This window comes from Xenorhabdus sp. PB62.4 (assembly GCF_014467285.1).
Classification (GTDB): Bacteria; Pseudomonadota; Gammaproteobacteria; order Enterobacterales; family Enterobacteriaceae; genus Xenorhabdus.
The window spans coordinates 312294-333391 of sequence record NZ_NKHR01000001.1; the positions used below are offsets into that span (position 1 = coordinate 312294).

Annotated in this window: 21 protein-coding genes and 1 pseudogene; 12 read left to right on the forward strand and 10 right to left on the reverse strand. The window is 42.1% G+C overall.

Annotation, left to right across the window (positions count from 1 at the left end):
- Positions 1-308: 308 nt before the first annotated feature.
- The 12 genes from Xenpb_RS01305 to pgpA all read left to right on the forward strand — a co-directional run bounded on the left by Xenpb_RS01305 (position 309) and on the right by pgpA (position 10193).
- Complete coding sequence (locus tag Xenpb_RS01305) at positions 309-554, forward strand: AbrB/MazE/SpoVT family DNA-binding domain-containing protein (RefSeq protein ID WP_187652736.1); 246 nt, start codon at positions 309-311, stop codon at positions 552-554.
- Complete coding sequence (locus Xenpb_RS01310; RefSeq protein WP_187652737.1) at positions 554-904, forward strand: type II toxin-antitoxin system PemK/MazF family toxin; 351 nt, start codon at positions 554-556, stop codon at positions 902-904. The genes Xenpb_RS01305 and Xenpb_RS01310 overlap by 1 nt, the downstream gene beginning before the upstream one ends.
- Positions 905-1358: 454 nt before the next feature.
- The gene (gene tgt / locus Xenpb_RS01315) at positions 1359-2483 is read left to right on the forward strand and encodes a tRNA guanosine(34) transglycosylase Tgt (RefSeq protein WP_187652738.1); all 1125 of its coding nucleotides are present in this window, start codon (positions 1359-1361) and stop codon (positions 2481-2483) included.
- Between the two features lie 171 nt (positions 2484-2654).
- Complete coding sequence (yajC, locus tag Xenpb_RS01320) at positions 2655-2993, forward strand: preprotein translocase subunit YajC (RefSeq protein ID WP_047962359.1); 339 nt, start codon at positions 2655-2657, stop codon at positions 2991-2993.
- A 28-nt stretch (positions 2994-3021) separates the two neighbouring features.
- Positions 3022-4869 (forward strand): protein translocase subunit SecD, encoded by a 1848-nt coding sequence (gene secD / locus Xenpb_RS01325; RefSeq protein WP_187652739.1) that lies wholly within the window; start codon positions 3022-3024, stop codon positions 4867-4869.
- Between the two features lie 10 nt (positions 4870-4879).
- On the forward strand, positions 4880-5848 hold the full coding sequence (gene secF / locus Xenpb_RS01330) for a protein translocase subunit SecF (RefSeq protein ID WP_187652740.1): 969 nt from the start codon (positions 4880-4882) through the stop codon (positions 5846-5848).
- Positions 5849-5970: 122 nt separating this feature from the next.
- A complete protein-coding gene (nrdR, locus tag Xenpb_RS01335; protein WP_092549050.1) occupies positions 5971-6420 on the forward strand; it encodes a transcriptional regulator NrdR in 450 nt (149 codons plus the stop codon).
- Between the two features lie 5 nt (positions 6421-6425).
- The gene (gene ribD / locus Xenpb_RS01340; protein ID WP_187652741.1) at positions 6426-7547 is read left to right on the forward strand and encodes a bifunctional diaminohydroxyphosphoribosylaminopyrimidine deaminase/5-amino-6-(5-phosphoribosylamino)uracil reductase RibD; all 1122 of its coding nucleotides are present in this window, start codon (positions 6426-6428) and stop codon (positions 7545-7547) included.
- Between the two features lie 98 nt (positions 7548-7645).
- Positions 7646-8116, forward strand: a complete 471-nt coding sequence (gene ribE, locus Xenpb_RS01345) for a 6,7-dimethyl-8-ribityllumazine synthase (protein ID WP_187652742.1) — start codon at positions 7646-7648, stop codon at positions 8114-8116.
- Positions 8117-8144: 28 nt separating this feature from the next.
- Positions 8145-8561: a transcription antitermination factor NusB gene (gene nusB / locus Xenpb_RS01350; RefSeq protein ID WP_099114948.1), complete on the forward strand. Its 417-nt coding sequence runs from the start codon at positions 8145-8147 to the stop codon at positions 8559-8561.
- Between the two features lie 101 nt (positions 8562-8662).
- Positions 8663-9709 (forward strand): thiamine-phosphate kinase, encoded by a 1047-nt coding sequence (gene thiL / locus Xenpb_RS01355; protein WP_187652743.1) that lies wholly within the window; start codon positions 8663-8665, stop codon positions 9707-9709.
- A complete protein-coding gene (gene pgpA, locus Xenpb_RS01360) occupies positions 9702-10193 on the forward strand; it encodes a phosphatidylglycerophosphatase A (protein WP_187652744.1) in 492 nt (163 codons plus the stop codon). The genes thiL and pgpA overlap by 8 nt, the downstream gene beginning before the upstream one ends.
- 98 nt (positions 10194-10291) lie before the next feature.
- Here the strand turns inward: pgpA and pcp are convergent, their stop codons facing one another.
- The 10 genes and pseudogenes from pcp to Xenpb_RS01410 all read right to left on the reverse strand — a co-directional run bounded on the left by pcp (position 10292) and on the right by Xenpb_RS01410 (position 20739).
- Positions 10292-10939: a pyroglutamyl-peptidase I gene (gene pcp, locus Xenpb_RS01365; protein WP_187652745.1), complete on the reverse strand. Its 648-nt coding sequence runs from the start codon at positions 10937-10939 to the stop codon at positions 10292-10294.
- A gap of 20 nt (positions 10940-10959) precedes the next feature.
- Complete coding sequence (locus tag Xenpb_RS01370; RefSeq protein WP_187652845.1) at positions 10960-11979, reverse strand: DUF979 domain-containing protein; 1020 nt, start codon at positions 11977-11979, stop codon at positions 10960-10962.
- On the reverse strand, positions 11976-12704 hold the full coding sequence (locus tag Xenpb_RS01375; RefSeq protein WP_187652746.1) for a DUF969 domain-containing protein: 729 nt from the start codon (positions 12702-12704) through the stop codon (positions 11976-11978). Before Xenpb_RS01375 ends, Xenpb_RS01370 begins: the two co-directional genes overlap by 4 nt.
- A gap of 252 nt (positions 12705-12956) precedes the next feature.
- Entirely contained in the window at positions 12957-13637 is a 681-nt protein-coding gene (locus tag Xenpb_RS01380; RefSeq protein ID WP_187652747.1) for a PAS and helix-turn-helix domain-containing protein, read from the reverse strand.
- Positions 13638-13671: 34 nt separating this feature from the next.
- Positions 13672-14352 (reverse strand): PAS domain-containing protein, encoded by a 681-nt coding sequence (locus Xenpb_RS01385; protein WP_187652748.1) that lies wholly within the window; start codon positions 14350-14352, stop codon positions 13672-13674.
- A 304-nt stretch (positions 14353-14656) separates the two neighbouring features.
- Positions 14657-15374, reverse strand: a pseudogene (locus Xenpb_RS01390) (IS30 family transposase); the annotation flags it as partial.
- An 857-nt stretch (positions 15375-16231) separates the two neighbouring features.
- Positions 16232-17410 carry a MalY/PatB family protein gene (locus Xenpb_RS01395; RefSeq protein ID WP_187652749.1) on the reverse strand — a complete coding sequence of 393 codons (1179 nt, stop codon included), beginning with the start codon at positions 17408-17410 and terminating at the stop codon, positions 16232-16234.
- Positions 17397-18875, reverse strand: coding sequence for a Na+/H+ antiporter NhaC (nhaC, locus tag Xenpb_RS01400; protein WP_187652750.1), 1479 nt, complete (start codon positions 18873-18875; stop codon positions 17397-17399). Before nhaC ends, Xenpb_RS01395 begins: the two co-directional genes overlap by 14 nt.
- 36 nt (positions 18876-18911) lie before the next feature.
- The gene (locus tag Xenpb_RS01405; RefSeq protein ID WP_187652751.1) at positions 18912-19913 is read right to left on the reverse strand and encodes a LacI family DNA-binding transcriptional regulator; all 1002 of its coding nucleotides are present in this window, start codon (positions 19911-19913) and stop codon (positions 18912-18914) included.
- 151 nt (positions 19914-20064) lie between these two features.
- Complete coding sequence (locus Xenpb_RS01410; RefSeq protein WP_187652752.1) at positions 20065-20739, reverse strand: PAS and helix-turn-helix domain-containing protein; 675 nt, start codon at positions 20737-20739, stop codon at positions 20065-20067.
- Between the last annotated feature and the right edge of the window lie 359 nt (positions 20740-21098).

Sequence of the window (21098 nt, forward strand, 5' to 3'; positions counted from 1 at the left end):
AATATTTTGAAATCAGAATGATCGTCATTTCAGCTAGTTAATAACGTTACATGTTGTTTCTGGCTGACATGATTGTCGTTCAATGCTGACCAATATCTTCGTGAAAATGTCTATTGTCAAAGGCATTGAAGCGATGGGCTTTGGCGGCGCGACACGAAATGCTATACATCTCGCCTAACCTTAGTGCGTACAGCGGGCAGATTGTTAATCGCCCTAAATTTCGTGATTGTTAGATAGAACAAATCATCTTGCAATTCTTACAGAGGGTGGGTATATACTATGTATATACATTTATTGTGGAGGTTTGTATGTCTACTGCAATTAAAAAATGGGGGAATAGTCAAGGGATTATTATACCTACCAATATCCTCAAGAAGGCTGATCTGAAGATCGGTGAAGCACTGGATATGCAGGTTGAATCTGGAAAAATTATTTTGACCCCAAAGAGAAAAAGGAAAATCTTCTCTGAGAGTGTACTGCTTGCAGATATTAATGAGCATAATTCTCATGCAGATGAATTAGCAATAACTACCAGTGCGGAGTTAGGTTCATAATGCTGCCTTACTTGCCTAAAAGAAATGATATAATTTTCCTTGATTTTGAGCCAGTTAAAGGAAAAGAGATCGGTAAGTACCGACCTGCGCTTGTTCTTTCAAGTGAGGAATACAATAAAAAAACTGGGTTAGTCATTATATGCCCGATCAGTACAAGCATCCGTGGTGGAGTGACTGAAGTGCCAGTAAATAATCTGGAAAAAGCAAGTATTGTTGCTGCAAGTCTGGTTCAGACATTGTCATGGAAAGAAAGAAAATCAAAATTTGTTGTTCAAGCTGAACCTGATGTGATGGATGAGGTTTTGGCACGATTGATTCCATTGATTGGAGCAAATCATTTTTTCGAATAACCTGGCCCGCTCCACTGTGTGGATTTTTCATTTCTAACGCCGCATAACTGTGGCTTTTTTATATCCAAATTTCAACACCAATACAGTAACGGGACCTTGTTTGCGAAAAACTCGATAAAAATTGGCGAAGTTGAGGCAGAGATTACTCTCCTACATGAGATGCCGCTAATGTATATAAGAAGCTCAACTCCATTTGCGGGATCAATTGACTAGCGGATTGCTTTCCCATTTTCTTTCACCACATTATCCCAGAGATCCTATCAATGTAGTCAGCGAACTGTTGGTGAGAGGCTGTGTCAAAACTGTGACACAAAAATAAATGAATGATACAAAAAATCGTAAAAATTGACATACCGTATATTGCGAGGCTGGCGTATACAGTGGCTTAATTAGCAATTAGAATGCGTTGTTTTATGTATAGCATCAGACTGTTTTTCTGATGTCTGGAGGTTAAGTGAAATTTGAGTTACAAAAGACGGACGGAAATGCCCGTCGTGGCCGCCTGATTTTTGAACGTGGTGTAGTGGAAACCCCGGCATTCATGCCTGTGGGCACTTACGGTACGGTAAAAGGTATGACACCGGAAGAGGTGAAAGAGACTGGTGCACAGATCCTGTTAGGAAATACTTTCCACCTCTGGCTGCGTCCGGGGCAGGAGATCATGAAACTGCATGGTGACCTGCATGATTTTATGCAGTGGCAGGGACCTATTCTGACCGACTCTGGTGGTTTTCAGGTCTTCAGTCTCGGTGCGATGCGTAAAATCAAAGAAGAAGGCGTTCATTTCCGTAATCCAATCAACGGAACACCCGTTTTCCTTAGCCCAGAAAAATCCATGGAAATCCAATATGATTTGGGTTCCGATATTGTCATGATTTTTGATGAATGTACGCCATACCCTGCTGATTGGGATTATGCGAAGCGTTCAATGGAAATGTCATTGCGCTGGGCTGCCCGCAGCCGTCAGCGTTTTAATGAACTGGGCAATAAAAATGCCTTGTTTGGTATTATTCAGGGCAGTGTTTACGAAGATTTGCGTGATGTTTCCATAAAAGGGCTGGTGGAAATCGGTTTTGACGGCTACGCTGTGGGTGGTCTGGCCGTAGGTGAACCCAAAGAAGATATGCACCGTATTCTGGAACATGTTTGTCCGCAGATCCCGCAGGATAAGCCACGCTATTTGATGGGAGTTGGCAAGCCGGAGGATTTGGTCGAGGGCGTTCGCCGGGGTATCGATATGTTTGACTGTGTGATGCCAACCCGCAATGCCCGCAATGGTCATCTGTTTGTGACAGAAGGAGTCATCAAGATCCGTAATGCCAAACATAAAGAAGATACTTCTCCTCTGGATGAACATTGTGACTGCTATACTTGTCGCAATTATAGCCGTGCATATCTCCATCACCTTGATCGTTGTAACGAAATTCTTGGTGCAAGGCTGAATACAATCCATAATTTAAGGTATTATCAGCGTTTGATGGCTGGAATTCGTAAAGCCATTGAAGAAGACAGACTGGAACAGTTTGTTGAAGAGTTTTATCAGCGGATTGGCAAACCCGTTCCGCCGTTAAATATATAATTTGGCGTGACTAACCAGCCTCAATATGTGTAGCATATCGGGCTGGTTTTTGATCGAGCCACTGTCGATTTTCGGCAAACACGATTTTCGAGAAGTAAGATTTTCGGAAAGTAATATTTTCGATGACACGATTTTCGGTAACATGTTTTCGATAACAATGAGGGAAATTTGATGAGTTTTTTTATTTCTGAAGCTGCGGCAGCTGCTGGTGCACCAGCGCAAGCTCAGGGTAACCCATATTCTCTGATTATCATGCTGGTTGTTTTCGGTTTGATTTTCTATTTTATGATCCTGCGTCCACAACAAAAACGTACCAAAGAACATAAAAAATTGATGGATTCCATCTCCAAAGGGGATGAAGTACTGACTTCTGGCGGTTTGGTTGGTCGTGTCTCTAAAGTGTCTGAAACAGGCTACGTTGTAATTGCCCTGAATGATACCACTGAAATAACTGTCAAACGTGACTTCGTCGCTGCCATTTTGCCGAAAGGTACAATGAAGGCTATTTAATTTTCTGATTTTCCCGAAGGGAACTGCCGTGTTGAACCGTTATCCTTTGTGGAAGTATCTGATGCTGATCGCTGCGATCCTCATCGGTTTGCTTTATGCACTTCCCAACCTTTATGGTGAGGATCCGGCTGTACAAATCACTGGCGCGCGAGGTATCGCCGCCAGTGAAAAAACGCTGGACCAAGTCCGTAATGTTTTAGAAAAAGATCAAATCCAGAGCAAGTCCATTGTATTAGAAAATGGGGCTATCCTTGCTCGTTTTAACAGCACTGACGTGCAGCTCCGTGCTCGTGAAGCACTGGTTTCTGCATTGGGCGAACAGTATGTCGTGGCACTGAACCTCGCGCCTGCAACGCCTGTCTGGTTAAGAGCAATCAGTGCTGAGCCTATGAAACTGGGGCTTGACCTGCGTGGTGGTGTTCACTTCTTGATGGAAGTGGATATGGAAACCGCACTGAGTAAGTTGCAGGAACAAAATATTGATAGCCTGCGCTCTGAACTGCGTGATCAGGGCATTGCTTATTCTACCATCCGCAAAATTGATAATTACGGTGTTGAAGTTCGTTTCCGTGATAACGATGCGCGTTCCAAAGCGGAAAGCTACCTTGAACCTCGCCACCGTGATTTAGTGTTCTCTACTGGTGCCAACAGTACCCTGAAAGTTGTCATGAGTGATGAACGTCTGCGTGAAGCCCGCTCTTATGCAGTACAACAGAACATTACTATTCTGCGTAACCGCGTAAACCAATTGGGAGTTGCGGAGCCTTTGGTGCAGCGTCAGGGGGCAGATCGTATTGTTGTTGAACTGCCGGGTATCCAGGATACAGCCCGCGCTAAAGAGATCCTCGGTGCAACCGCAACATTGGAATTCCGTCTGGTGAATAGTAATGTTGACCAGAATGCAGCACTGTCTGGCCGAATTCCGGCTGATTCAGAATTGAAATATACCCGGGATGGCAGCCCTGTTGTCTTGTACAAGCGTGTTATTCTGACAGGCGATCATATTACTGATTCCACGTCCAGCACGGATGAGAACGGTTATCCGCAGGTGAATATTTCTCTGGATAGTGCGGGTGGCACGGCGATGTCCAATTTCACCAAAGATAATCTGCAAAAACCGATGGCAACGCTGTTTGTGGAATATAAAGACAGCGGTAAGAAAGATGCCAATGGTCGTGCGATCTTGGTTAAGAAAGAAGAAGTCATTAACATTGCCACCATTCAGTCACGTTTGGGTAATAGTTTCCGTATCACAGGCATTGGCAATCCTGCCGAAGCTCGTCAGTTGTCACTGTTGCTACGTGCGGGTGCATTGATTGCACCAATTCAGATTGTCGAAGAACGTACTATTGGGCCAACTCTGGGCTTGCAGAATATCGAGCAGGGTCTTGAGGCGTGTTTATGGGGCCTGATTGCGTCCATCTTGTTTATGGTAATTTACTATCGTAAGTTTGGTTTGATTGCGAGTAGTGCGCTGTTGGCTAACCTGGTGCTGATCGTCGGTATCATGTCCCTGTTACCGGGAGCAACGCTGACCATGCCGGGGATTGCGGGTATCGTCCTGACACTTGCCGTAGCTGTGGATGCGAACGTGTTGATAAACGAACGTATCAAAGAAGAGCTACGTAATGGCCGTACGGTACAGCAAGCGATTCACGAAGGCTATAAAGGCGCGTTCTCCAGTATCATCGACGCAAACCTGACTACGCTGATTACAGCCGTTATTCTGTATGCCGTGGGCACAGGCTCTATTAAGGGCTTCGCGATTACTACCAGTATTGGTGTGGCGACTTCAATGTTCACTGCTATTGTAGGAACTCGTGCAATCGTGAACTTGCTGTACGGTGGCAAGCGTATCAATAAGTTGTCAATTTAAGGAGCACGTTGTGGCACAGGATTATACTGTTGAACAATTAAACTACGGGCGTAAAGTGATCGACTTTATGCGCTGGGACAACGTTGCCTTTGGGATTTCATTCCTGTTATTGATCGCTTCCATCGTGATAGTCGGTGTTCGCGGATTTAACTGGGGGCTTGATTTTACCGGTGGTACGGTAATTGAGGTGAACCTGAGTAAGCCTGCGGATTTGGACAAGATGCGTGAGAGTCTGACACAGAATGGTTTTGTTGAGCCACTTTTGCAAAATTTTGGCAGCAGCCGTGATGTGATGGTTCGTATGCCGCCAGTGGAAGGGAATGCAGGGCAAGAACTGGGTAATAAAGTTATTTCGGTTATTAACCAGAATATCGATAAAGATGCCAAAGTTAAGCGTGTGGAGTTCGTCGGCCCAAGTGTGGGAAGTGAACTGGCACAAACCGGAGCAATGGCATTACTGGTTGCCCTGATCTGTATCCTGATCTATGTCGGTTTCCGCTTTGAGTGGCGTCTGGCATTAGGGGCGGTTATCGCGCTTGCGCATGACGTGATCATTACATTGGGCGTTCTGTCGTTGTTCCACATCGAGATTGACCTGACTATCGTCGCATCGCTGATGTCCGTTATCGGCTATTCATTGAACGATAGTATCGTGGTGTCGGATCGTATTCGTGAGAACTTCCGCAAAATCCGCCGTGGTACGTCTTATGAAATCATGAACGTCTCCCTGACTCAGACTCTGAGCCGTACTATCATGACTTCTGCAACCACATTGTTGGTTGTACTGATGCTGTACATTTTCGGTGGTGAAATGTTGAAAGGCTTCTCACTGGCAATGTTAATCGGTGTTTCTATCGGTACCGTGTCTTCCATCTATGTTGCTTCTGCACTGGCTCTGAAGTTGGGCATGAAGCGTGAGCATATGATTCAGCAGAAAGTTGAGAAAGAAGGGGCGGATCAGCCTTCTATTCTTCCTTAACGATTTAGTATGATCGAGCTCTGATATCGTTTAAACACTCTGTGAGTACTTACTGACAGGGTGTTTTTCATCATCACTTCAAGGTACACTGTTATTCCTTCGGTTAACTGTCAGGAAACGATATGCATTGCCCATTTTGCGCAGCCGTTGATACTAAAGTTATTGATTCCCGTCTGGTTGGGGATGGTTCACAAGTGCGCCGTCGCCGTCAGTGCCTAGAATGTCATGAACGCTTCACTACATTTGAAATTGCAGAACTGGTGATGCCACGGGTTATTAAAAGTGATGATATTCGGGAGCCTTTCGACGAAGAAAAATTGCGTCGTGGCATGCAAAAGGCACTTGAAAAGCGTCCTGTCAGCTCAGATGATGTGGAAACGGCGATTAGCCATATCAAATCACAAGTGCGGGCAACCGGTGAACGTGAAATTCCGTCCAAGATGATTGGAAATTTTGTTATGGATGCGTTGAAGAAACTGGACAAGGTGGCGTATATCCGTTTTGCATCTGTTTACCGCAGCTTTGAAGATATTCGTGAATTCGGCGAAGAAATAGCCAAATTACAAGACTAAATACCATGACACTCGATGAAATATATATGTCCCGAGCGCTGGAATTGGCGCAACAGGGGCGTTTTACAACTTCTCCGAATCCAAATGTAGGTTGTGTCATCGTTAAAGATGATCAGATAGTCGGGGAAGGTTTTCATTTACGAGCCGGTGAACCGCATGCAGAGGTTCATGCCCTTCGCATGGCAGGTGAAAAAGCGAAAGGCGCTACAGCTTATGTCACGCTTGAGCCATGCAGTCACCATGGCAAAACACCGCCCTGTGCTGATGCTTTGATTGCTGCGGGATTAAGTCGTGTTGTGGTAGCGATGCAAGATCCTAATCCCCAAGTGGCCGGACGCGGCTTGTATAAATTGCAGCAGGCGGGTATCACTGTCGAACATGGCCTGATGATGGCGCAGGCGGAATCCTTGAATAAAGGTTTTCTTAAACGTATGCGTACCGGTTTCCCTTACCTGCAATTGAAACTGGGAGCCTCATTGGATGGCCGTACTGCGTTGGCTTCGGGAGAAAGTAAGTGGATTACTTCACCTGAAGCGCGTCAGGATGTGCAGAAATTGCGAGCGCAGTGCAGCGCCATTTTGAGTTCCAGTGCAACAGTATTGGCGGATGATCCTTCACTGACTGTCCGTTGGAATGAGCTGGATGCTGATACGCAAGCGGATTATCCCCAAGAACGTCTCCGCCAGCCAATCCGTATCATTACTGACAGCCAGAATCGCGTGACGCTACAACATCAAGTTATCCGGCAAACAGGGCAATGTTGGTTAGCACGTACTAACTTGTTGGATACTGACAAAGATGAACAGCAATGGCCTGACCACGTCGAACAAATTTTATTGCCGGCACATGGTGATGGTGTTGATTTGGTGTTGTTGATGATGCAACTGGGTAAGCGTCAGGTAAATTCAGTCTGGGCGGAATGCGGCCCTGCTCTGGCCGGGGCGTTGTTATCATTGGGGCTGGTAGATGAATTGATCCTTTATATCGCGCCTAAGGTGCTGGGAAATAATGCCCGTGGATTGTTTGCTATTCCTGAATTGCAAAGATTATCGGATGCGCCTGAATTTACGCTGTTTGATGTAAAACAGATTGGCCCTGATGTGCGCCTTCGTTTGCGGCCGCTCTAGGTGTTTTGATTTTAGTATGACCATAAATCAAGACGCAGAGAAAAAGAATGTGGTAAGATCCGCGCCCCTGCGGATATGAATAAGATATAAGGAAGGCTATGAACGTAATCAAAGGTGTTGTTGCAGCTCCTGAAGCACGTATCGCTATTGCGATTGCCCGCTTTAACAACTTCATTAATGACAGCCTGCTGGAAGGGGCCGTGGATGCGCTGGAACGCATCGGTCAGGTTTCTTCAGACAATATCACCGTAGTATGGGTACCGGGTGCTTATGAACTGCCGTTGGCAGTCAAGGCACTGGCTGAGTCCAAAAAATATGATGCGGTTATCGCTTTGGGTACTGTTATCCGTGGCGGTACAGCCCACTTCGAATATGTTGCTGGCGAGTGCAGCTCTGGTTTGTCCAACGTGGCAATGTCCAGCGACATTCCTGTCACATTTGGTGTTCTGACGACTGAAAATATTGAACAGGCGATTGAACGCGCTGGCACTAAAGCGGGTAATAAGGGGGCAGAAGCTGCCTTAACCGCATTGGAAATGATTAATGTAATCAAAGCCATCAAAGGCTGAATTTTTAGTTTTAATTAAGGGGAATTTTGTGAAACCTGCTGCTCGTCGTCGTGCTCGTGAGTGTGCTGTTCAGGCAATTTATTCATGGCAATTATCCAAAAACAGCATTGCTGATGTTGAATTGCAGTTTCTGTCAGAGCAGGACGTAACTGGTGTTGATGTCACCTATTTCCGTGAATTGCTGTCCGGGGTAGCGGTCAATGCTACAAAATTGGATGCGTTGATGGCACCTTATCTTTCACGCCAGCTCGAAGAGTTAGGTCAGGTAGAAAAAGCCATCTTGCGCGTTGCAATGTTTGAACTAAGCTTTCGTGATGATGTTCCCTACAAAGTGGCTATTAATGAAGGCATCGAACTGGCAAAAGTGTTTGGCGCTGAAGATAGCCATAAATTCGTGAATGGGGTGTTGGATAAAGCTGGCCCGGCAGCACGCAAGAAAAAGTGATTGCTTGCCAGGAGTTCCCCATTATAACTCGATGATTCTACTTATGAGGCCGGTTCCCCGGCCTTGTGTGTTCATCGTTAGTCACTTTTTGGAATTCTACTATGGCATGTGGTGAATTTGACCTCATTGCACGTTATTTCAATCGCCATGTTAGCCGTCGCCGTGATGTCAATCTCGGGATTGGCGATGATTGTGCGCTGATGACCGTTGCAGATAAGCAAGAATTAGCGGTAACTACAGATACGTTGGTTGCCGGCATTCATTTTCTCCCTGACATCTCACCGGAAGATTTGGCCTATAAGGCATTGGCTGTCAATATCAGTGACTTGGCCGCTGTTGGGGCAGATCCCGCTTGGGCATCATTGGCTTTAACGCTACCTGATGTCAATGAGGATTGGTTAAAGCGATTCAGTGACAGTTTGTTTGAGCAACTGAATTATTATGGTATGCAGTTGATCGGTGGGGATACGACGAAAGGCCCCATGAGTTTGACGTTAACCGTACATGGTTTGGTTCCGGCTGGCAGGGCACTGCGCCGTGCGGGTGCGAAAAATGGTGACTGGATTTATGTAACCGGAACACTGGGAGATAGTGCCGCAGGGCTTGCTCTGTTGCAAGATCGTCTGACAGTGGAGGATGCCGCGATCCATAATTGGTTGGTCAAACGTCATCTCCGTCCACAACCTCGGGTTCTACAAGGGCAGGCATTGCGCGATCTTGCTTCTTCCGCAATTGATCTGTCCGATGGTTTAATTTCTGATCTCAACCATATTCTGACAGCCAGCCAATGTGGTGCGCGTATTAATCTGGATGCGCTGCCTTATTCGGAAGCTATGCAGCAATATGTTGCCTCTGAACAGGCATTGAAATGGGCACTGAGCGGTGGTGAAGATTATGAATTGTGCTTTACTGTACCTGAGCTTAACCGTGGTGCGTTAAATATGGCATTGGCCCATTCTGGTGCGAGTTTCTGCTGTATCGGGCAAATCAGGCCAGAATCAGAAGGTATCCGCTATTTTAATCATAACGAAGAAATTGAGCTGAATCTGAACGGTTTTGACCATTTTAAAACTGATAAAAAACCTGTAGCACCTTGTTCGGCAGCACAGCAAGAGGAAAATGACCAAACGGAGGGAACACATGGATGATGCAAAGCGCCGCTTAAAGATGAGCAATCCGTGGCATTTATTGGCTACGGGGTTCGGTAGTGGCTTATCGCCGATTATACCGGGCACGATGGGCTCAGTGGCGGCGATCCCTTTCTGGTTATTGCTGGTGCAATTACCTGCATGGGGAATATGGATAGCCATCTTGTTAGGAACTGTTATTGGTTGTGTGATTTGTCAAAAAGCTGCCGATGCCATGAATGTAGAAGATCCGGGTTGCGTGGTCTGGGATGAATTCATCGGCATGTGGATCACATTGATGGCAATTCCGGTACTCAACTGGCAGTGGATTTTAGTGGGCTTTGTGGTGTTCCGTATTTTTGATATGTGGAAGCCGTGGCCGATTCGCTGGTTTGACCGCTATGTAAAAGGCGGAGTTGGTATCATGCTGGATGACATTATCGCGGCAATTTTTGCAGTTGCGGTTATCTGGCTGTTGAATTTCTACCAATTATTGCCTTTCTGATGTATGACATTTCTAATGTAGCGTTTTTCTGATTAGCCACTGTATTCAGTGGCTAATCTATTTCCTGTACCGATTTATTCTTTCAATGCGTGCATTTCTTAGTGTATAGCACCGCCCGTCACGACAGTATCAGATTGATTTTCCCACGCAGTTTCAATAGCTATTTTAAGTGCCATTGCCATCAATTCTAGCGTCATGCTTGGTGTATCAAAGAGGATTTTGGCTTGTTCTGGAAGATAAGGAACATGGATAAATCCGCCACGTGCAGAGGGGAAATTTTGTGTTAAATAATGCAATAAACCATACATCACATGATTGCAAACAAAAGTGCCGGCAGTTTGGGAAACTGATGCAGGAATTCCCGCCTTCCTCAACGTATTAACCATAGTTTTGATCGGTAGGTTAGATAAATATGCTACAGGGCCACCGGAAATAACAGGAGTATCAATCGGCTGGTTCCCTTTATTATCGGGAATATTGGCATCATTGATATTAATTGCGACGCGTTCTACGCTGATATCTGCCCTGCCTCCTGCCTGCCCTACTGAAATCACCAATTCTGGCTGAGTCCGGTCAATAGCTGTATGGAGATGTTGTAAAGCGGTATCAAAAATACAGGGGAGTTGGCAAACTTCAATAATCGCGTCAGCGAATTGGCAACCCTGTAATGGTTTGATGGCTTCCCATGATGGATTTATCCTATCTCCTCCGAAAGGCTCAAAACCAGTGACTAAAATAGTTTTCATGACGATTCCTTTTTGTTGTTTTATAAGAACATTAGAAAATAGAGCAAGAACACATTGGTAATAAGTAAAGCACATCCTGTGGGAATCTGAGCCTTGATAACGGCATTGCGATCAGGCAACTCTAACAGTACTGCGGGAACGATATTGAAATTCGCTGCCATAGGTGTCATCAACGTTCCACAATAGCCGGAAAACATCCCGATGGCCGCCATAACTGCGGGATTACCATTGTGCTGTAAAATCAGAATGGGGATGCCAATACCGGCAGTGATAATCGGGAAAGCGGCGAAAGCATTTCCCATTATCATGGTCAGCAGAGCCATGCCAAAGACATACGTTACCACTGCAATAAAACGATTATCGACATACAAATAATTTTCAGTTAAGTGAGAAATCACCGTACCCACACCGGCTGCGGTGAATAACAATCCGAGAGTTGCCAGGAGCTGCGGCAAAATAGATACACTGCCAATGGAATCCAACAAGCGGCGAGTTTCCTGTATAGGCTGTGTGATATTATCGCGGCTCATGCGTAACGCGATAATTAACCCAATCAGGCAACCAAGAGTAATGGAAAAGAGTGTTACCAGCGTGGAGTGATTGCCTTCACCAAATACAGCCTGCTGTAAGCCGGGAATGTGGTTAAACATTAGCACCCCTAGCATTGTGACGACAGGGATCAGCAGGGCGGGCAAAAATAACCGATGACCAAGACGATCAGCACTTTTCTGCCGTTGTTCTGGTGTACGTTGATGATAGTTTCCCAAACGCACTCCACCGAATCCTGCCAGCAGCGCCATAACAATGACCAGCACACCAACACTGATATGGGCGATTTTCTGGGCGTGGGCTTCATCACTGATCCAGATAGCCGCCAGATGGCCGCTCCATTTCCCCACCAGAAAAATTAAACCATACAGTGCCCAGAACAAGCCTGTTGTTAAGCGGCGAGGATTGGCTTTATCACGCCATGACATAATGGCAACAGCCAGTAAGAGCAGCCCTGCCAGCACATAGAGATATTGTAATTGAAACATTATCTTGCCTCCTTGCTGTTCATACGGGTGTGATTCAAAGAACTAAGTTCATTGGCAAGGCGGTAATCCAGGCGATATAGACGAACAGAATGGATAAGAAAAGCACAAATAGCAGTGGGAATCCCCCAAAGGGCAATATGCAGCGGTTCGGTTTGAATTCCACCCGATTCCAACATGAAATTGTGCATAAAAATAATTGCCCCAAAGGCGACAAAAATATCTTCACCAAAGAACAGACCCGTATTATCCGTTGCAGCGGACATAGCACGAATGCGATGGCGGACTGAATCCGGTAATTCACCATATTGATTTTCAGCCGCACCTTCTGCCATAGGAGCGAGTAAAGGGCGAACCATTTGTGGATGACCACCTAAACTGGTTAACCCCAATGCGGCGGTAGTTTCACGTATAAACAGATAGATAATCAGTAATCTTCCGGTAGTGGCAGTTTTGATATGAGCAATCGTTTTTTGGGCGTGTTCTTTTAACCCATGTCTTTCCAACAGGCCAATGATGACTAAGGGAAACAAAATAGTCAGCATCAGATTTAGTGTATTAATAAACCCTGAACCTAGCTTTTCCAGAATATCGATGAATGGCATTTGGGCTGACAACCCGGTGACGAGGCCGGCAACGGTAACAACCAGAACAGGATTAAATCTGATGATAAAACCAATGATAATGACGGCAATCCCGATGAGGGGCCAAAAATTGATAGTGTGCTGCATATTCTACTCCCCCTGAAAAATAGGTGTTGTTTTATTGTTGGTTTAAATATGTTTATTGTTAATTCATTGTTTTTATATTGTTGAAAAATAAATAGATTGCGATCAAAAAACAGGCAAGTAAAATCTGAATTGGATTGCAAAAATGGAATGCAGATCACTCATTGAATGCAAAATGAGCTTATTTGGTGAGAATATTTTGCACATTATTTCCAGCAGAACCTTAAAAAGGCTCTGCTATCTTTTTTTCAAGATTCAAACCAAAATGCGGCTTTCAGGGCGTAGAAATCTTTCTGGTACATAGAGATCAAAATTATTCAATCGACAGTATTCTTCTAATTGTTGAGCTGAGTTAACACCAACTTTTTTATATATTTGTGCCGTATAATTTTCCACGGTACGATAGGAAATATTTAATATTCTGCCCATTTGTTTGCTGGTATATTTGTGCAGAGAGAGGAAAATAATATCCCATTCTCGTTGGGTAAATAGATGAGTAGGTGGTTGAAACATAATGGAAGCAGGGAGTTTGCCATGGTATAGACGGGTCAGTGAATAATCTTGGGCTTTCCATAAGTGATATATGATCCCTATACACTCACCATTTTCATGATAAATAGGTGATTTTTCGCAAAAATAAGATGATAATGCTTTTGTTTCTCCCCAAATATGTGTTTCGAGTGAAGTGTATGATTTTTCTTCCTGCATTACCTTTTGGTCATGAAGAATATATTCCTTTGCAAATTCAGCGCCATCCCAAGGAAGTTCGTTATCATTAAGTCCTTCAAAATTGAATGAATCAGAAAATCCTTTAATAGCATTCAATGCCTTGTTGCCATAAATAAAACAAGAGCTTTTATCTTTTATTCCCCAGGGATCGTTACTGGCTGCTAGTGTGTTGATTATTTGAGGTGAAATGATGGGTTTATTACTCATATCATTATTCCTTTATTATGTTTGAATAATATAATCAGTTTAGTTCTCTACTACCAACAGTGACAAACCTTTCAGGAATATAGCGATCTAGTTTCTGTTCTTTGCAGAATTTTTTCAGTTCTAGATGTTTTGAGAGATTAAGCTTTTGATAAACTGATTGCATATAATTAGTAACATCATGAATATTTATCATTAATTCTTCACTAATACTTTTTTCATCTAATGATCGTAAGAGTAAAAAGAGAATTTCCCACTCAATTTGCTCCAGTTTATCGCTGGGAGGTTTGAACTCCGGTGATTCAGGAATAACGCCATCATAATAATAAGAGATGGAGAATCCTTGAGTTTTGTACATATGAAAAATGATACCAATGCAGCCGCCGCTATTATCATATAGTGGATATTTATCACAGAGATAAGATTGTTTAACTTTATATTTTCCAAATGGGTGAGTTTCCATTGAAGTTACTCGTTGCATTTTTTGAATAACTTTTTGATCTTGTAGGTAAAATTCTTCTCTATACTTTGCAATAGGTGAAGGTAATTCGCCTATATTAAGCCCTGTAATGTCGAAATCTTCAGGAAGGTCTAGCAACTGATAGAAAGCAGAATTGGCATAGATAAACCTTGATTGGAGATCTGTTGCTCCCCAAGGTTCAATACTTTTTTTCCACATATGAATTAATTGCGGAGTGATATTATTTGAATTTTTCATATTTTATATATTAATTATTTTCTAGTAGTGATTAGAATAATGTAACCATATAATATGGCAAAATAATTAGTCAATCAAAGGTTGTGTATTCATTAATTTTAATACAAAAAATATTATTTCATTTTGAAATTATTTTTTAATTGAAAGTTAAATTTTACTAATATTATACTCTATTAATATTGTTGATAATCTAAAAAAGATTACATTCACATAATAAGTACAACACCGTTATAAACGAAGTAAACGCGTTGGTATTTCTTTGAATAGTTCATTCGGTGTGTGTTTTCCAAGGACGTTTATTTCATCGGTTTGCCACGAGGTTGATCTCCAGCTCTGATACCTTATTAAAACTGTTCCTTTTGGAAAGTACTCTCTAAATTTTTATTGAGAAGCTCATGTTCGGCAAATTCCAGGTCATTATCAAATGTTATGCTTTTAACTTTCTGTTTTAGAGGTGATAAGTGCTTTATCGCCACTTTTGCGACGGCTTCCGCTGTTTTATTTTCAAGTTTAATCAATGATCGTAAATCGTAATTTCCGCTCATCCAATGTTAATAATGCACTTTTATGATCTTTTCCAACGATGGTATCACATTCCCAATTACCAATACGTTGCTTTTTATTAACAAATTTTGGTTGTTTATCAATACTGACTCTTTTTTGATTTTTCCTTTGCGTTCATAACTTCCATACCGTTTCATGATGTAAGATATTTTCTTTTCCCTTTTGAGATAACCGACAGTTTTTTCAGGGTTTAAATCTTGCCAAATTAACTGATTAACCCACTTTGTTATCTCTGGCGTGACTTTGACTGCTTTTATGGCAGAATGGCGGTGCTCTGATGCTTTAAGCTGAGCCTGTTTAGGACAGTATTTCTGTGTCTTCCGATTTCTTCTCAATTCCTGGCTAATCGTTGATGGATCTCGACTGAGTGACGTTGCAATAAGACGTTGTGTAAAAGCGACTTCTTTTAAGCTGAAAATCTGATATCTTTCTATTTCGGTTAGTTGTGTATAGGCCATAGTGCATTTTCCTTTGGCGAGAAAGATGCCTACTATAGCAACTGACCACCTTTCTCAGAAATTGCACTTATTAGGCGAATCCAAGAAGTAATTCTATATTGATTGGTGTTAAATAAAAATCATTAAATCTGGCATTATGTTGAAACATGGATGTATAAAATAGATTATCAATATAATTTTTTATTTTTCGAAATAGATAGTTTACTTTTATATTCAATTTGTGAAATATTTATATTGAAATATTCACATAATGTAACTAAATATTTACTGCTGTTTATTTTTTAAGATAGTAAATGTTCGTTAAAGTATTTAATACGCTTCCTAAATTTCGAAAAATAACTAAACTTTTTAAGTGTCTTATCAATCGTAAGAACATCTATAAGAGTGTTTTTTTATTCTTCAATTACTGATTGAATTGATAAGTTATATTTTGTTATAAGATGCTAAATTTTATTTAGAGAATGTTTTACTGTTTCCAGCAGAAGTTAACGCTTTAGTACTGATGTTTTTAGTATTTTTTTACTAGTGCCAGTTCCAGGGAAAAGCTTGTAATAATATAAAAAATAGGATACGCATTTAATGCGTTAAATAACCAGATTGAGAGAGGAAAAGGAAATGCTTATAGCAAGAGTGGCATTGAGTTGATATTATTGGCTTATTCAGAAATGAGGAACATCACTATCAGCTATTTCTATAACCAAACAGATATTTTAAATGACTTTTACAAACATACTTTATGCAGAAATCAGTAAAAGGAAGATAACTACCTGAAACTTTTTGTAAAAAGTTTCAGGTAGAACTATAAAATTAAAGTAGGATTGGTTTTTCGGATACCTGTTTATTTTAGAATGTTAACATTATCGTTTTAACTGAGCTAAACCAGTGATGGCTTGTTCAAGGTATTGACGAGGACAACCTAAGTTTATACGGATAAATCCTTTTCCTTTATCACCAAAACTGCATCCCATTGAAACAGCTATTTTCGCTTTTTCGATTAACGATTGTTGTAACGTGCTATCATCTAAACCTAAATCACGGCAATCCAGCCAAGCCAGATATGTCCCTTCCGCTTTGACCATTCGGCACCAGGGAATGGAAGATGCTAAAGCCTGTTCGAGCCAGTTACGATTTTCAGCCAGATAATCCTGTAGTTTATCAAGCCATATATCCCCATATTGGTAAGCTGCTGTAGCTGCGGTCATAGATAATGAATTGAATACATCCAATCCGTGAGCATTTAACCGATCAATAAAGGCTTGCCGGAGAGCGAGATTAGGGATAAGAAAGTTTGATATACGGAGTGAGGAAAGCCCAAACGTCTTACTGGCTGAGGTGGCAGTAATAACATGACTATGCCATTCACTTCCAAGATGCAATATTGAGGTAAATTTTTCTCCGGGCAAAATTAAATCAGCCCAAATTTCATCAGAAATTACTGTTGTGCCATACCTTTTGCAGAGTTCCAATAGCTGGAGTAATTCGTCACGATTCCAGCATCGACCAGTAGGATTATGTGGGTTACAGAACAATAGTAGAGGAGGTCTGTGTTGCTCTAATATGTATTCCAGATGGTCATAATCAATTTTGTAACCTTCCGGATTCTCAAGAAGTGGATTTTCAATGACCACCCTGTCATTCATCGTGATAATTTTGGCAAATGAACCATAATAGGGGCCTTGTACGATGATTCCTTCTCCTGATTTACTCAGCATTTGTATCAGTAAAGCTAATCCGGGTATGACACCTTCTATTGATGTAAACCAATCCCTGTGCAACATCAGGTTATGGCGTTTTGAAAACCAATCTATTACTGCTTGGTAGTAGAGGTCGTCGCGTTCGCTATAACCAAAAATTCCGTGGTCAATTCGGGAGGATAAAGCTTGCAGGACTTCTTCTGGGCATCGAAAGTCGAAATCAGATACCCACATTGGCAGAAGGTCAGTTGTGTTTATGTTTAGGTAGCGATCTAAAAAATCCCACTTAACAGAGCCCGTATTGTAGCGATCAAATATCTGGTTGAAATCACATGATTTCACGTTGAATTTCCTTTTTCTTCAGGGAATTTTCTGGTGTGGTTTCGGGTATAGTTTCTGGCATAATTTTTGCTATACCAAAACCAGTAAAACCATAAATGAGAGCAAAAAAGACTGCAGCATAGCACTGGATTGCCCAAGGGAGTAAATCAAGCGTACTGACACCTAATGTCGTCGCCATGTAAATGCCAGCTGAAGTCCAAGGGAGCAGAGGTTCAATGACAGTACAACCATCTTCTATGGTGCGTGATAGATTTTTGTTATCCAGCCCCATCCGGCGATAAGCCCCTTTGAACAATTCTGCCGGGATAAGGAGAGCTAGTTTTCCATCACAGGTTGCTCCAGTTACAAGAATGGTTGTGGCTAGAGTTGCAGCAATAAGTTGCCCGGTTGTGTGAATAGCGCGCAGAAGCTGGTTAATGATGATAGTTAGGGCGCCTGTGAGTGTTAAGGTACCTGCAAACGAAAATGCACAAAATACAAGCAAAACAGTGCTCATCATTGATGACATGCCACCGCGATTGAGTAAGCGGGGAACATCGTTAACAACTCCTGTGATATTGTGTCCTTGGTCAGAGAACATTGAGAGATTAAAACCATCAATTAAGGCATTAAGACCTTGTTTAACTGTGAATCCTTGAACACCTATACCTATCGCAATAGCTAATGTACAGGCAGTCAACATGACTGGGATCACTGGGCGTTTTGTCATAGCACCCCACAGAACCAGCATCGGTGGCAAAATCAGCAATAAATTAAAGCGATACAGGTTTTCAAGAGATTGTATTATTTCTGTGATTTTTTCGGGGGTTGAGGCACCATTTGTTAAGCTTGTATGGCCTGCAATAAAATAAACGATGCTGGCTAAAACAAAGCCAGGGATAGTGGTATACATTAAATGTCGAATATGGCTGTAAAGATCAGTATCAGCAACGATGGCTGCGAAATTAGTTGAGTCAGATAACGGTGAAATTTTATCGCCGAAATATGCACCTGAAACAATCGCACCCGCTACAGCTGCTAAAGACACATCAAGGCCTGAAGCAACTCCCATTAGGGCAACCCCAACTGTTCCGGCTGATCCCCATGATGTGCCAGTACAAACAGAGATAACGCTGGTGATAAAGAAGGCGGCAATGAGTATGTATTGAGGGCTAATCAGCTTTAAGCCCCAGTAGACCATGTAAGGTATAGTTCCGCTGAACATCCAGGTACCAATTAACCCCCCGACGCAAATCAGGATCATGATCACTGGCATTGCTTTGGCGAGCTTTGCCACAATGGCATCAATAATGTTATCCCAGCGATAGCCTTGCCAATATGCCAAGGCTGCTGCTATAGCTGCTGATATAAGCAATAAGGATTCGATGCGCAGACCCAGTTGACCATAGCCAATGATGAGTAGTAGGAGCATGGCTGCAATCGGTAGTATGGAGAGTCCTAGATTAAGTTTTTTCTTGTCATCCATGTAAAAATCCAGTTTTCGGTAGGTTATTGAAAAAAACTACTCTATCAAAAAAACGGAATCTCTGATGATAAGTTTCGTTGAGAACATATTTTTTTGTGGAAGCAGTTCTTTTTTGGCGTTGAGTTGTAATGCCAGATTGGCCGCCCGTTGCGCCATTTGTTCGATTGGATTATGTATGGTTGTTAAGGGGGGATAGAGATATCGGGCTGTGACAATATCATCAAACCCAACGATTGACAGTTGTTCCGGTAAGTTGATTTTCCGCCGATGCAGGGATCGCATCATACCGGCGGCCATAACGTCGTTGAATGTTAATACCGCAGTAAAGTTGATGCCGCTGTCCAAGAGCTTTTCTGCTGCTTGTTCCCCGCCTTTTTCGTTAAATGGAACGCTGATAACCCAATCACTGGGCACCGTGATACCCGCATCAGCCATTGCAGCATGATATCCCTCCAAACGGAGCCTTCTGTCATCTATCGGCAGGTCTGTTGTTACATAAGCAATTTTTCGATGACCATTTTGGAGAAGATAGTTGGTAGCTGTCTGAGAAGCACTGACATTATCTAACCAAACACATCGGTTAGCGATAGCTGGGAAATATCGGTTGATAATCACTAATCCTGGGGTGTGGGCCGCATAACGTAATATATCTGCTTCGCTCATTCTACTAATATGGGCTACTATTGCTTCACATCCTTGATTGATTAAAAAGTCTAGGGCAGATTTTTCAAGTTCAGCTTGATGCCCCCCACTACAAACCATGAGTTTGGCTTCTTTTTTCCGGGCAATGTTTTCAACGCCGCGAGCCAAAAGAGAAAAGAAAGGGTCAGCCAGATTACCCGTTAGTAATCCCAACATATTCCCGGATCTTTTTGCCAATGCGAGTGCTGCTGAATTACGGTGATAGTTGAACTCACGCATGGCTTTTTCTACACGTTCACGAGTTCCCGGTTCGACGTAAGCTGTATTATTAATGACACGGCTGACAGTGGCTACGGATACTTTGGCGTGATGTGCTACGTCTTTCATTGTGGCCATGCTCTTCCCCCAGCGGTTATATAAGATAAATATGATTTGGGATCATATCCAAACTTGTTCAAATTATCATGAAAGGTTTCGTTGATTTTATTTCAAGCGAGTAATCTATCATGTTTGTTTGAATGGTTTAACCGCATTATAGGTATTGCCTTTAATATAGCAAAGCATGGTTTATTGATTTTAAATATTCTGGCGGGATATATAGGTTGTAATTGTTTTTCTCACAAAGTGTTTTTAACTCAATAATCGAATTGATTGATAATTTTTCATAGATGATTTTAAAATGTTTTTCCAGAGTGCGGCATGATATTTTCAAATTATGAGCGATATCTTTGTTTCTGATCCCGCGACAGAATAAGAAAATGATTCGCCATTCTTTTTCTGTCAGTATATTGTTCGGAGGATTAAGATTAATAGATGTAGCCATATCGCTTTTAATATAATGATGTACTGAAAAATGATTTATTTCTTTAGTATGACAAATAACGCCGATACATTGATTATCTTCATCCATCAATGGATGTTTTTCACAAAAATAGGGCTTTGTTTGTTGAGCACTTCGTTGAAAATAAGCTGTGACAGATGATATTCGTTGCATAGATTGTAAGACCTGGCGGTCATGATCTTCAGAAAGATGAACATAATGATTGAAAGAAACAGGTAATTCTTTTTCGGTATACCCGATAGCATCAAAATCTTCAGGTAAATTATTTAATTCAATAAATACCTTATTTGTATATATAAAACGCAGCTCCTTATCTTTTACAGACCATGAGTCATGACTCTTATTCCACATGTTTGTTAACTGAGGGGTTATTTGACTCATATATAACCTTAAATAATTATTAATATTATAATATGCCTGTTATTTTCCAAGCTGTTGCTTTGTTGGTTGCACCCGTCCAATTACATGTTTATCTATGTATTTTGGGATAACTCCAATTCGAATGAGTTGCTATAGGCAGGGTAAACAATTTATTTAAGATGGAATGTGAGAGGTGTTTGCTATCCATGTAACCGGTTTCATGAGGTATGAAAATGTGATCTTTATTGCAATTTTTTATATTGCTATTACTGAAAAAACAAGAATGGTGTTGTTACCAGCTAACTCAGTAATTCATGCTGTTATCATCAGAAAATCAGCACCGCAGAGCTATCCTCTTAATTGGTGCTGATTATTACATT

Excerpts from the sequence above, each read along its gene's own strand:
- Xenpb_RS01310 (WP_187652737.1), top strand. The coding sequence starts at position 554 with ATGCTGCCTTACTTGCCTAAAAGAAATGATATAATTTTCCTTGATTTT.
- thiL (WP_187652743.1), top strand. The coding sequence starts at position 8,663 with ATGGCATGTGGTGAATTTGACCTCATTGCACGTTATTTCAATCGCCAT.
- Xenpb_RS01410 (WP_187652752.1), bottom strand. The coding sequence starts at position 20,739 with ATGAGTCAAATAACCCCTCAGTTAACAAACATGTGGAATAAGAGTCAT.
- pgpA (WP_187652744.1), top strand. The coding sequence starts at position 9,702 with ATGGATGATGCAAAGCGCCGCTTAAAGATGAGCAATCCGTGGCATTTA.
- ribE (WP_187652742.1), top strand. The coding sequence starts at position 7,646 with ATGAACGTAATCAAAGGTGTTGTTGCAGCTCCTGAAGCACGTATCGCT.
- Xenpb_RS01375 (WP_187652746.1), bottom strand. The coding sequence starts at position 12,704 with ATGCAGCACACTATCAATTTTTGGCCCCTCATCGGGATTGCCGTCATT.
- Xenpb_RS01305 (WP_187652736.1), top strand. The coding sequence starts at position 309 with ATGTCTACTGCAATTAAAAAATGGGGGAATAGTCAAGGGATTATTATA.
- Xenpb_RS01385 (WP_187652748.1), bottom strand. The coding sequence starts at position 14,352 with ATGAAAAATTCAAATAATATCACTCCGCAATTAATTCATATGTGGAAA.
- nrdR (WP_092549050.1), top strand. The coding sequence starts at position 5,971 with ATGCATTGCCCATTTTGCGCAGCCGTTGATACTAAAGTTATTGATTCC.
- ribD (WP_187652741.1), top strand. The coding sequence starts at position 6,426 with ATGACACTCGATGAAATATATATGTCCCGAGCGCTGGAATTGGCGCAA.
- Xenpb_RS01380 (WP_187652747.1), bottom strand. The coding sequence starts at position 13,637 with ATGAGTAATAAACCCATCATTTCACCTCAAATAATCAACACACTAGCA.
- yajC (WP_047962359.1), top strand. The coding sequence starts at position 2,655 with ATGAGTTTTTTTATTTCTGAAGCTGCGGCAGCTGCTGGTGCACCAGCG.
- pcp (WP_187652745.1), bottom strand. The coding sequence starts at position 10,939 with ATGAAAACTATTTTAGTCACTGGTTTTGAGCCTTTCGGAGGAGATAGG.
- Xenpb_RS01405 (WP_187652751.1), bottom strand. The coding sequence starts at position 19,913 with ATGGCCACAATGAAAGACGTAGCACATCACGCCAAAGTATCCGTAGCC.
- nhaC (WP_187652750.1), bottom strand. The coding sequence starts at position 18,875 with ATGGATGACAAGAAAAAACTTAATCTAGGACTCTCCATACTACCGATT.